The sequence below is a fragment of the Sodaliphilus sp. genome (assembly GCF_045598405.1).
Lineage (GTDB): Bacteria > Bacteroidota > Bacteroidia > Bacteroidales > Muribaculaceae > Sodaliphilus > Sodaliphilus limicaballi.
Genome location: NZ_JAZLLZ010000104.1, coordinates 1 through 12,136, shown reverse-complemented (window position 1 = coordinate 12,136; position 12,136 = coordinate 1). Strand labels below are relative to the sequence as shown.

Here is a 12,136-nt window from a genome sequence, read left to right as displayed (position 1 = left end):
CGGGGAGTTCCATTGGTGAATAGTTACTGCTTGGAGGACTAGGAGAGGATGGGGGTGATAAAAATGGGTGTGAGTTGCTCGGTTGATGGTGTGTGGGGTGGGGCGGGGTGTTAATTTTGTGGTCAGATTTTTAAACTGACTTTATCATGAGAAGAAAAAACACACTACTTGAGATTGTGCCGCGGTGCGCACGTCATTATTATTCACCCGACGCTTCGGTGCCTGGAGAGGCTGCCGTGGCTGTGAATTTGCGTCAGCGTGAGCAGTGGCTAGAAGTGACGGGGGTGCCCGGGCATTATGGTGATATTCCCTCGGGGCACCGGCTGATGCTTGTGGACGGTGCTGATGTCTTTACCGTTAAGAATGGGCTGGTGTATCGCAACGGGGTTAAGGTGAGCAATGCGGCTCGTGAAATCATCGCTATGCACCGCGTGGGCGATTGCATCGTGGCGGTGTCGCCGCAGGGAATGATGTATTTCCAGGAATCGGGCGGCGTGATGCAGGAAATGAATATGGCCGATGCTGTGCCGTCGTTAACTATCGTTGCTGCCGACCAACTGGAGAGCCGTCAGTCGTTGAGCCCATATTCCTTTGCCGAGCCATATAGCCGCTGGGCTTCGCCCCTGGGTGTTGCCGACGTGGCTGCCATTGCCTCACGCTATCGCACGGCGTGGAACAGCGCAAAGGCAGCTGTGGCAGCATCGGGCGGATACTATGCCCCGCTCAATGTGTGCTACGGGGTGCGCATGTGGGATGACAACTACATGTGGATAAGCGATGCTGTGACTGTGGGGCTAGACACATTGTCAAACGCCTCGATGGTGAGCGCGCAGGTGGCGGTGGAGAGCACACGCTACACCGGGATCGAGGCATCGCAGTTTGTCATGAGGGGGTATAGGCTGGGCATCAAGGTGAACAGCGGCGTGCCAGCGCAGTGGCGCAAGATGGTCAAGGCAATCGATGTGTTTGCCACCGTGCAGCCTGCCATAGCTGCCGAGTCGTCGCTCGACTACCGCTGCGTGACCCAGCAGGGCGGGACTCGTGCGTCGATCCTCGAATATGGCTGGCAGGCCTTGTCGCACGACCGGGTGATGGCGGCGCTCGACACCTCGGGATGGTGCCTTGTGGCATCCACCACTAGCATTGACTCGCTGGGCGATGGTCGATTTGAAGCCGCCAATGTTGCTTATGTGCCCATTACCGACACATGCGTTGTCAACGCTCCGCTGCCAGGCGGCGTGACGCTCACCCCCGACGAGACGGCAGCGGTGAAGCAGGGAAGCGCTGCCGTAGTTGCCGCCGCCTCGATGGTGCGCAACGGCAGGCTGTATGTGGCGTCGCGCGACGGCGTGATTGCAGTCAGTGCCCACGGCAATGCCATGATCACGAGCCAAGTGGCAAGAGTGACAGGAGCGGAGATACATGCAGTGGCGCCAGTGTCTAGACCGCTGTATTCGGGAGGCTTCGGGCGATATGCCGTGTATCTGTTCACCAGCGAGGGAATCTATGCCGTGGCACAAAGCGCCCTGGGCACCCTGGGCGAGGCAAGGCTAGTGGACCGCTCGGTGATCTCTCCCGGCTGCGTGCCAGTGGATGGCGACCGCGACGTGTATTTCACCGACCGCAACGGTTGCCTGTGCCGTCTCACGGGCAGCACCGTGTCGAGGCTGATACCCGACATGGGCGTGGCGCAATCGATGGCATGGGACGATGCCCACCGCGAACTGCATGTGCTCACCGCAGGCGGCACCATGCTGGCAGTGCAGCAACAAGGAGTTTATAGCCACCGCACCGTGCCAGCCGTGCACCTCTATGACGACGTGACGCATGCGCTGGCAGTGACGGCAGCAGGCGAGGTGCTAGACCTGGCTCACGAGGAAGAAGCCGCCATGAGCGTGAACTACCAGAGCCATCCCGTGGTGCTCGACTCGCTCATGCGTGCCGTCCCGCGGATGGTGTCGTGGCATGTGAACGGCAAAGCAGTGGTGCTATCGCTGTCGCTCACCAGCGAGCGCGGCATCAGTTGCCATGGTTTCCTTGCCGGCCGCATCAGGGTAAACGGGGCAGTGCATGCCCCGCTGTCGATGCCCTTGATCACGTCGCCATGCCGCTGCGTGAGGCTAGCGGTCGAAGGTTCCGCCAGCACAGGCACTGTGATCGCACCGTTTACACTAGCATACTTATAAATACCTCCTGACCATGAGCATAGAAGAAATAATTGCAGAGAATGCCCGCCGCAATGATGCTCTCAAGGTCAACTATAACCAGTTGACGGGCGAGGGTTGCTGCGGCGAGCGAGTGAAAGTGAAAGGGGAGTGGCTGCCAGTGCGGCTTGTCAAGGAGCATCCGCATTGCGACGAACTGCCTCCAGCCGAGCGCAACAAGCTGCGCATTGCCTATGACTTCGAGTATTGGGCGGCGACGTGCGCCACAATCAAGGACAAGACCACGTGCCGCAACACAAAGTTCCTGCTCAATGCCCCTCAACGCAGGCTGCTGGCTGTGATGGAGCGCGAGCGCCAGGCCGGACGCCCGGTGAGAGTGATACTGCTCAAGGCGCGCCAGTGGGGCGGGTCCACGCTGGTGCAGATGTACATGGCATGGTTGCAGATAGTGATACACAAGCAGTGGAACAGCCTGATATGCGGCCACCTGCGCAATTCCTCGCTAGCAATCAAGAACATGTATAACACACTGCTGCGCTGCTATCCCCGTGACTTTGTCGATGAAGACGTGAAACTCACCTTCAGCAACTTCGAGGGTTCGAGCACGGTGAAATACCTCAACGGCCGTGACTGTCTGCTAGTGATGGGTTCGTCGCGCAGCGAGGATGCGGTGCGCGGCTATGACCTGGCGATGGCGCATCTCACCGAGGTCGCCTACTGGGCATCGACAGCAATGCATTCGCCCGAGGACGTGGTGCGCAGCGTGAGCGGCACGGTGACCATGAACCCCGACACCGTGGTGGTGTATGAATCCACAGCCAACGGCGTGGGCAATTTTTTTCACAACGAGTGGTTGCGTGCCAAGGGAGTGGGCAGCGACAAGGTGGCGGTGTTCGTGCCATGGCATGAGATTGAGATATACCGCATGCCCGTGACCGACGCCGTGGCGCTGTGGGAGTCGCTCGACGAGTATGAACGCGGGCTGTGGGACTCGGGCTGTACGCTAGAGATGATCAAGTGGTATCACACCAAGCGTCGCGAGTACTCGTCGCATGCCCTCATGAAGGCAGAATTCCCGAGCAACGACATCGAGGCATTCACTAGCACGTGCAGCAGCATCTTTGACAGGACGCTGCTCGATGCATTCAGCAAGCAAGTGGCTTATGCCGAGAGCGGGGATATCGCCGGTGACTACATGAGCGACAGGAACATCAAGTTCACCCCGTCGCCCACAGGCCTGCTCAAAATGTGGACCGACCGCGACGCCACCGCGCCTGCCGAGCGTTACCTGACAGTGGTGGATGTGGGCGGCCGCAGCGCGAGCGCCGACTATTCGGTAATCATGGTGATGGACACCCACAGCGACACTCCTGGCGTTCGCCCCGAGGTGGTGGCGCAGTGGCGCGGACACATAGACCATGACCTGCTGGCGTGGAAAGCGCTTCATGTGGCCAGATACTATAACAATGCGCTGCTGGTGATAGAGAGCAACACGCTAGAGACCGAGTGTGACGACTGCGATGCCGGCGAGTTTATCCTCAACAAACTGGCAGCGTGCTACCGCACCCACCTGTATCGCCGCCGTAACAAGAAACCAGGATTCCAGACAAACCGAGCAACGAAGTCGCAAGCCGTGTACCAGCTGCTGCAGGCGGTGCGCGACAAGACATATATAGAGCGCGACCAGGAAGCCATCAACGAGATGGCCACCTACGAGCGTACCCCGCAGGGGAAATTCAGCGCGATGAAAGGCTGTCACGACGACATAGTGATGACGCGAGCCATAGCGATGGCGGTGCTAGAGGAGAAACGCCTCAAGCGCCAGCACACTATCACCGAAGATGACAAGATGTTCATGCAGGTGCATTTTCCAGCAGCAATCTCTTGAAAGCGTTGTAGCCCGAACTCATGGGCGTCACCTGCCTTGTCCCGCTCAGGAAGTCACGCAGTTGCAGTGGCACGACAATCTCTTGCCCTATCGCCATTTCCACCTGGGTGCTGAACTTGGCGGGATGTGCAGTTGCAAGCGACACTCCTGTCTCGCCAGGCCGCAGGTCATCGCACAGGGCTTTGTAGGCAAACGCGCCGTGAGGCTCAATGATGTAGCCGTGCTGCTTGTGCACGTCGTTCATCGTGTCGATGATCTGCTGGTCGGTGTAGGCATAGGAGTGAATCATCTCACGTGCTTTCTCCACGCTGCCGGTGATGTCGGTGATGCGTTCAAAGTTGGTTGGGTTGCCAGCATCGAGAGCCGGCGCGATGCTTCCTGCGCTGGGCCTGGGCATGAACTTGCCTGTGGTCAAGTAGTCGTGGAAGATGTGGTTCTCGTTCTCGGCAGCGACAAAACGCTTCACGGGCAAACCAATGGCCTGCGCCACGAGTCCCGAAACCAAGTTGCCCAGATTGGCGCACGGCACCGAGAACACGAGGTTGTTCACGTCCTTTCCCAACTGCGCCAGTTGGGCGTAGGCCCAGAAGTAGTAGATGGTTTGCGGCACGATGCGGGCCACATTGATCGACGTTGCGCTCGTGAGAAGCATCTTGCGGTTGAGTTCGGGATCCATGAAGGCTTGTTCCACGAGCCGCTTGCAGTCGTCAAAAGTGCCGTTGACCTCAATGGCGTGAATGTTGCCACCGAGCGAAGCAAACTGCGCCTCCTGCAAGTAGCTGATGGAATCTTGCGGATAAAGGACCCACACATCCACGCCCGGCACATTGCGGAAACCGCCAGCCACAGCGCCGCCGGTGTCGCCCGATGTGGGCACGAGCACGTTGACCGTGTTGAACTCGCCGTGCTTGTCCATGTAATATCGTGCCAGCGCGCCCATGAATCGGGCGCCCACGTCTTTGAACGCCATAGTTGGGCCGTGGAACAGTTCCATTACATACTTATTGTCCTCGATGTGACGCAGCGGCATGTCGAAGGTGAGCGTGTCGCCAATGATGTCGTGGAGCACGCTTGCCTCGATGTCGCCGTGAAATGCCACGTGGGCGATTGCGTAGCCCAGGTCTTGCAGCGTCATGTTCTTGAAGTTGTGCAAGAAAGCCTGCGGCAGTCGCGGAATGCTGCGGGGCATGTATAGGCCGCCATCGGCAGCCAGCCCTTTGAGCACCGCCTGTTCAAGTGTCACATCAGGTGAATTGTGTCGTGTACTATAGTATAGCATTTAGGTAAAGGTAGAAGGTTGTTTATGGTGTGGTTAGATTATCATTTGATCACGGTGCCGGGAGCAGTGGGGTTGAAGGTATTCTTCACCCACACGGGAATGCCCTTACCCGCCACGGGAGCGATTGTGGGCGGGTAGATTACCTTGGCTCCGGCGTCGCACATCTCCTGTGCCAGCTCGTAGGTCATCTCGGGTATGACGGTTGCGTTGGGGTCCTTGCGAGGGTCAGCTGTCATGAAGCCGTCAACGTCGGTCCATATCTCCAGGCAGCTGGCGTTGAGAATAGCAGCCAGTATAGCCCCGGTGTAGTCGCTTCCGCCGCGGCCCAGGTTGGTTTTGAGACCAGTCTCGACGTCCTCGGCAATGAAACCTTGCACCACGACGCGCTGCTCCTCGCTGCCTTCAAACTCGACCTTGACGAGTTCCTCTGTCGCTTCCCAGTCGAGCCTGCGCTGTCCCTCGATGTCGCGGGTCTTGATGAATCGTGGCGAGAAGTGTGGTATAGCATTCTCAATCATGCACGACACGATGGCACTTGACATGATCTCGCCATGTGCCACAATGGCATCACGCACCTGTGAGCGCACCACGTCCTCGAGATCCTGGTTCACCATGAGCATGCCGTAGTAAGAGCGCAGGTTGCCGTCGATGAATTGCTCTATCACCTGGCGGCATTGTTCCTTGGTGCCGTCGATGCACACGGCTTCGATGATGTCGAGATGGCGTTGCTTCACTTGTTCGAGCGTTTGTTCCCATGCAGCGTCATGAGCCTCGGCCATGTCGCACATTGCCAGCAGCTGGTTGGTCACGCCGCCCAGGGCGCTCACTGCCACGATCACTTGCTCTGTGCAAGATTCAACTATTTTTTTCACATTGAGAAGGCTCTCAACAGAACCAACCGATGTTCCTCCAAATTTCAGTACTTTCATTGTGTATCTTAATTCTTGTGTTTCTTAATGTCGCATCGCCCGCAGGGCGTTTTTTATATAAATATAAAACGCAAAAAGTGTGCCGATATTGTGATATTTTGTAACTTTGTGGCATGAAAGAACACAATGAAGACATTTTTTACCTCACCGACGAGCAGCCCGAGCCTGTGAGCGGTGCGCTGCTGGTGGCAAAACCCACGGTTGATGACGACTGTTTCGGCCGCTCGGTGATATTGTTGATTGACCACGACAAGGAAGGAACGATGGGGCTGATACTCAATCGTCCCACTACACTCATGCTCAATGACGCAATCACGCTGGATCGTGTCCTCGACGACGTGAGGCTCTATCTGGGCGGACCTGTCAACGACAACGTGATGTTCTATATCCACACGCTGGGCAGCGAGATAGTACCCGGCTCGGTGGAAGTGCTGCCGGGGTTGTATTTTGCCGGAGATTTCGAGGCTCTGAAACTCTATATCGAATGCGGCGGTGATGTCAAGGGAAAGGTGAAGTTCTTTGCTGGGTATAGCGGCTGGGTGCCAGGTCAGCTTGACGATGAGATAGCACGCTATGATTGGGCTGTGCTGGATGCGTCAGACGTGAATCGTTTTGTGGACGATGCTAGCAATGACTTGTGGCAGTGGGCGGTAGAGCAACTGGGCAAGCGATACCGCCTGTGGAACAACTGGCCCATAGACCCTAATGTGAACTAAACCCCAGACTCCCCGCGCGGATCTTACACAGATTTAGTAATAACTGAAAGAAATTAAAATAATTAGAATAATTTCTTTTTCAGTTAAATCAGATCAATCTGTTGTTGTTTTTCCGGGGATATTGTCAATAATACCATAGCTGACTAGTTACCCCAGAAAATTCATTAGAACAATTTGTGTTACAGGAAATACTGCATGATCACGGCGTCATGGTAGGTGTTGCCGCGTTTTACCCATGATTTGAGCACTCCTGCCTGTTGGAATCCGTAGTCGCTGAATAGCTTGATGCACACCTCGTTGTCAATGCGCACGGTGATGTGCAGTTGGCGCAGCCCTATGTGGTTGCGGGCGTAGTCGCACAGCAGGCCTAGTGCCATGTGCCCAATGTGGCGGCCACGAAACTCGGGGGCGATGAACAGCCCCAGCTCGGCACGGTTGTTGAGCGGGTCGAAGTTGAAGAAATCGATTGTTCCCGCAGGCGTGCCCGAAGCATTATCCTCGATGATGAGCCTGAGCGAGCGGGTAGAGTAGATGTCGCTTGAATTTTGTTGTAGATATTCCCACAGCACCTTGCGCGAGTAGGGTGCGGCGGTGTCGCTCACTGTCCACAACGACGCTTCGTTTTCCCACAGGTAAATGGTGTCGAGGTCGGTGGGTTCAAGAGCCCTCAACGTGATGACATCGTTGTGCATGCTGCGGTTACATTTTAGGGGAAATCATGCGGCCGTGGCGACGTGCCAGGATGTGGTATTCCAATCCCTTGCGGCTGTGTGAGGAGATGTAGTCCACGATCTGGCCGTAGGTCATGCATCCGTCGTCGAGCAGCACCTGCGACTTGCCCTGGGCGGGCAGTTGCTCGCTGTAACGGTTTATTCCAGTCATCGCGGCTGCTTGCTTGGCATCGTTGCTGATGATTACCCACGGCTGGTTGAGGCGTTTGTCCTCTTTCTTTCTGAACGGGTTGATGATGAGGCGATTGAGCATAGCTATGCCTGCCCTCACATAGACGCCAGCCTTGATGATGGGGTAGGCCACGGCGCTATATCGGGGGAAGTGCTTGCGGTAGAAGATGAGCATTGCCTCGTAGAAGATGCGCACATACTGCATCGTGCCTTTCTTGGTGCTCTCGCCCTTGTAGTGAATCATGTCGAGTGGCAGGAACCAGTTCTGGTAGCCGTCGCGGTTGAGCCTGAACGAGAGGTCGATGTCCTCGCCATACATGAAGAAATCCTCGTCGAGCCCGCCTATGCTTTGGAGCATGGATGTGCGGCACAGCATATATGCCCCCGAGAGAATGTCCACCACATGCTTCTCGCGGTCGCTCAGATAGCGCAAGTGGTACTTGGCAAAATGAGGCGAGCGAGGGAAGAGTTTTGACAGGCCGAATATCTTGCAGAATGCTACCCAAGGCGTGGGGAATGCACGCTTGCTCTCGGGCAGGAAACGGCCGTTGCCATCGACCATGCGCAGGCCTATGGCGCCGCAGTGCTCATTGTCCTCCATGTGCGCTATCGAGCCTTTGATGCATTTCTCGGTCACGATGGTGTCGGGGTTGAGAATGAGAGTGTACTTGCCTCGTGCCATCATGATGCCCTGGTTGTTGGCCCTGGCAAAGCCCACGTTGTCTTTGTTCTCGATGAACGTAACCTCGGGGAAACGCTCGCGCGAGAAAGCAATGGAATCGTCGCCGCTAGCATTGTCAATGACGATAACCTCGGCACGCAGGCCTTGGGTGGCCTCCATCACCGAGCGCAGCGTCTGTTCAAGGAAGTACTTGACGCGATAGTTGACAATTACTATGGTTATATCCATGATACAATGTAGGTGAGTTCTATCAATTATAGAAGTCACCTTAAATAAACGTGGATACTCATGTTTTATTTTGTATTGACGAAAATTTTCTGCATTTATGTGCAAGAATTTGCTTTAAATTCGCAAAACTTTTGCCCAATTCGCAATTAAACCTTAATTTTGTAAAAAAATAAAATTATCAAGTGGGACTAATATTAGGTATAGACGTAGGCAGCACCACAACAAAGATTGTGGGCATCGAGGACGGCGCAGTAAAGTCGCCCATGTTTATCACGGCAACCGACCCCATCACTTCGCTGTTTGGGGCGTTTGGCAAATATATATATGACAACAGCATAAAACTCTCCCAGATAGAACATGTGATGATTACCGGAGTGGGTTCCTCACAGGTGGAAACGCCCATTTACGGCTTGCCCACCACCAAGGTGGACGAGTTCCTTGCCGACGGCCTGGGTGCACGCTTCGTGACGGGCCTTAAACGCCTGGTAGTTGTGTCGATGGGCACTGGCACGACCTATGTGCGCGTTGATGGCGACAACATCAAGCACATAGGCGGCATCAGCATGGGCGGCGGCACCTTGCAGGGACTGGCTCATCTGCTGCTGGGCACGGGCCACATCAATGACATCATTGAGATGGCACAGGAAGGCAAGTCGTCAAATGTGAATCTGCTCATCGGCGACATCTGCCACGGCGACATCGAGGGACTGCCCACCCATGTGACGGCGTCGCTCTTCGGTAAGGCTCGCAACAAGCAGGTGAGCCGCGGCGATATCGCCAGCGGACTCATCCACATGGTGCTCGAGACCATAGGCTGCTGCGGCTACATGTCGCAAGTCAATGTCGAGGGAGGCATCAAGGACTTTGTGCTTATAGGCAACATGACTCGCCTGCCTCAGTGTCACGAGGTGTTCCCGATGATAGAAAACCTCTACGGCATACGCTGCATTATCCCTGAATATGCACAGTATTGCACTGCTCTGGGAGCCGCGCTGGCCTTTAAGAAATAAATGCTCACACACGTTAGGAGATGGAACAGGAATTTGCCTCATCGCTTCTCGAAAACGCCGTCAGCGCGTTTGCCTCGCTACCGGGCATAGGTCGCAAGACTGCTCTGCGCCTGGTGTTGCACCTGCTCAAACAGAATGAGCAGGATGTCACCGCATTTGGCGAGGCGTTCATCAAGTTGCGCCGCGAGATACAATATTGCACCGTGTGCCACAACATCAGCGAGAGCGCCGTGTGTCCCATCTGCTCCTCGCCCTCGCGCGATGCCAGCACGGTGTGCGTGGTGGAGAATGTCAAGGACGTGATGAGCATCGAGAACACCCAGCAGCACCATGGGCTATACCATGTGCTGGGCGGACTCATATCGCCCATGGACGGAGTGGGGCCGCAGGACATAGAGATAGACAGCCTCGTGAACCGCGTGGCGCAGGGTGGAGTGAAAGAGGTGATTCTCGCATTGAGCGCAACCATGGAGGGCGACACCACCAATTTCTACATCTTCCGCCGCCTGGCACCTTACCCCGATGTGAAGATAACGATGCTGGCTCGTGGCGTGAGCGTGGGCAACGAGATCGAATATACCGACTCGCTCACCCTGGGACGCTCCATCCTCAACCGCACCCCATTCCAGGACTCCTTCTCAACTAACCAGTAGAGAGTAGAGAGGAGAGATTAGAGAGGTTGTCGATAATTCGACATTTCGATAATTCGATTAAACTTTTAAACTTTTAAACTTTTAAACCTTTACCCCTTTAAACCTTTAATAGATATGGCCGACAACTACATTGAGAATCAATACAACGATTTCCTCAAGCGGCAGGCAAAGAAGGAACAGGCGCGCAAGCACCGCATGCACAAGGCGCTGGTGGCCTATCGCAACAAGCTAAAATCACAACAAGCGGAGAAAAAAGAGTAGTACGGCTTTTTTTAACCTCTTTTAGTTTGTTTACGTGACAACAAAGTATTAACTTTGCACTTACAATAAGAAATCAACTTTTTAATACAATAATTAAAAATTCAATCATGGCTTTTTTAACAACTGACAAACTCGTTATCGTTGGTGCTGGTGGCGCTATCGGTTCAAACATGGTGCAGAGCGTTCTCATGCTCGGTCTCACTCCTAACATCTGTCTGTATGATATCTATGAACCCGGTGTTCATGGCGTATATGATGAAATGTGCCACTGCGCATTCCCCGGTGCAAACCTTTCTTACACCGTAGATCCCGCCGAGGCATTCACAGGTGCAAAGTATATTATCTCATCAGGTGGTGCTCCCCGCAAGGAGGGTATGACTCGTGAGGACCTGCTCAAGGGCAACTGCCAGATCGCTGCCGACTTTGGCGAGAACATCAAGAAATACTGCCCCGATGTTAAGCACGTTGTGGTTATCTTCAACCCCGCCGACGTTACAGCACTCACAGCACTCATCCACTCAGGCCTGAAGCCCAACCAGCTCACTTCACTCGCTGCCCTCGACTCTACACGTCTGCAGCAGCAGCTGGCTCAGGAGTTCAAGGTACAGCAGGACAAGGTTACTGACGCCTTCACTTATGGTGGCCACGGCGAGCAGATGGCTGTATTCGCTTCTAAGGCTAAGATCGACGGCAAGCCCCTCTCGGAGATGGAACTGAGCGAGGAGCGCTGGGCCGAGATCAAGCACATGACTATCCAGGGTGGTTCAAACATCATCAAGCTGCGTGGCCGCTCTTCATTCCAGAGCCCCGCTTTGCAGGCTGTTAAGATGATCGAAGGCGCTATGGGTGGCGCTCCCTTCACTTGGCCCGCTGGCTGCTATGTGAACTGCGACAAGTGCGGTTTCAAGAACGTGATGATGGCTATGCCCACTACTATCGACAAGGATGGTGTTCACTTCACTGCTCCCGAGGGTACTCCCGAGGAAATGGCTGCTCTCAAGGCTTCTTACGAGCACCTGCAGAAGATGCGCGAGGAGATTATCTCACTCGGTATCATTCCCGCAGTTGAGGAGTGGGGCAAGTACAATCCCAACCTCTGATTCTCAACGGGAAATCAATAAAGGTGGGTTCTATTAATTATGTCGAGGCGATTTTGAGAGATGTTTTGAGTAGATTTTTGACAACGACGGAGTCGTTACACTGCATCGTAACCGATGGTCGAGACCGTCGGAGATACCAAAACAGGCTCAAAAGCGACCGAAATAATAATTTTTCTTTTCTCATAACTCAACTTTAGCATTTGATAATAAATATTGCTAATTTATTGTCCGGCAGGACAATACCTGAATAACCCCCACCGCCGAACGAAGTGGCGGTGGGGGTATAGTATCAACAAGCAGATGCGTCCAGTAGGACGCTAATC

Annotated in this window: 11 protein-coding genes; 7 read left to right on the top strand and 4 right to left on the bottom strand. The window is 54.8% G+C overall.

The window, feature by feature from the left end; translation table 11 throughout:
• Window positions 1-146 precede the first annotated feature (146 nt).
• Both ACKI3C_RS07570 and ACKI3C_RS07565 read left to right on the top strand, forming a co-directional pair.
• Window positions 147-2,186, top strand: a complete 2,040-nt coding sequence (locus ACKI3C_RS07570; RefSeq protein WP_407403660.1) for a hypothetical protein — start codon at window positions 147-149, stop codon at window positions 2,184-2,186.
• A 13-nt stretch (window positions 2,187-2,199) separates the two neighbouring features.
• A complete protein-coding gene (locus tag ACKI3C_RS07565; protein WP_407403658.1) occupies window positions 2,200-4,053 on the top strand; it encodes a hypothetical protein in 1,854 nt (617 codons plus the stop codon).
• Here the strand turns inward: ACKI3C_RS07565 and thrC are convergent.
• Both thrC and ACKI3C_RS07555 read right to left on the bottom strand, forming a co-directional pair.
• On the bottom strand, window positions 4,019-5,332 hold the full coding sequence (thrC, locus tag ACKI3C_RS07560; protein ID WP_407403656.1) for a threonine synthase: 1,314 nt from the start codon (window positions 5,330-5,332) through the stop codon (window positions 4,019-4,021). The two genes, ACKI3C_RS07565 and thrC, sit on opposite strands and share 35 nt — an antisense overlap.
• 41 nt (window positions 5,333-5,373) lie before the next feature.
• Window positions 5,374-6,261: an aspartate kinase gene (locus ACKI3C_RS07555; protein WP_407403654.1), complete on the bottom strand. Its 888-nt coding sequence runs from the start codon at window positions 6,259-6,261 to the stop codon at window positions 5,374-5,376.
• A 113-nt stretch (window positions 6,262-6,374) separates the two neighbouring features.
• Here ACKI3C_RS07555 and ACKI3C_RS07550 point away from each other — a divergent pair, with 113 nt between their 5' ends.
• Entirely contained in the window at window positions 6,375-6,977 is a 603-nt protein-coding gene (locus tag ACKI3C_RS07550) for a YqgE/AlgH family protein (RefSeq protein WP_407403652.1), read from the top strand.
• A 179-nt stretch (window positions 6,978-7,156) separates the two neighbouring features.
• Here the strand turns inward: ACKI3C_RS07550 and ACKI3C_RS07545 are convergent, their stop codons facing one another.
• Both ACKI3C_RS07545 and ACKI3C_RS07540 read right to left on the bottom strand, forming a co-directional pair.
• A complete protein-coding gene (locus ACKI3C_RS07545) occupies window positions 7,157-7,669 on the bottom strand; it encodes a GNAT family N-acetyltransferase (RefSeq protein ID WP_407403650.1) in 513 nt (170 codons plus the stop codon).
• Between the two features lie 7 nt (window positions 7,670-7,676).
• On the bottom strand, window positions 7,677-8,789 hold the full coding sequence (locus ACKI3C_RS07540; protein WP_407403648.1) for a glycosyltransferase family 2 protein: 1,113 nt from the start codon (window positions 8,787-8,789) through the stop codon (window positions 7,677-7,679).
• Between the two features lie 182 nt (window positions 8,790-8,971).
• On the opposite strand from ACKI3C_RS07540, the gene coaW reads away from it, so the two are divergent.
• The 4 genes from coaW (at window position 8,972) to ACKI3C_RS07520 (ending at window position 11,813) form a co-directional block, all read left to right on the top strand.
• Entirely contained in the window at window positions 8,972-9,799 is an 828-nt protein-coding gene (gene coaW / locus ACKI3C_RS07535; protein ID WP_407403646.1) for a type II pantothenate kinase, read from the top strand.
• Between the two features lie 20 nt (window positions 9,800-9,819).
• A complete protein-coding gene (recR, locus tag ACKI3C_RS07530; RefSeq protein ID WP_407403644.1) occupies window positions 9,820-10,452 on the top strand; it encodes a recombination mediator RecR in 633 nt (210 codons plus the stop codon).
• A gap of 114 nt (window positions 10,453-10,566) precedes the next feature.
• Entirely contained in the window at window positions 10,567-10,713 is a 147-nt protein-coding gene (locus tag ACKI3C_RS07525; RefSeq protein ID WP_407403642.1) for a hypothetical protein, read from the top strand.
• Between the two features lie 107 nt (window positions 10,714-10,820).
• Window positions 10,821-11,813, top strand: a complete 993-nt coding sequence (locus ACKI3C_RS07520) for a malate dehydrogenase (protein ID WP_407403640.1) — start codon at window positions 10,821-10,823, stop codon at window positions 11,811-11,813.
• The last annotated feature ends 323 nt before the right edge of the window (window positions 11,814-12,136 follow it).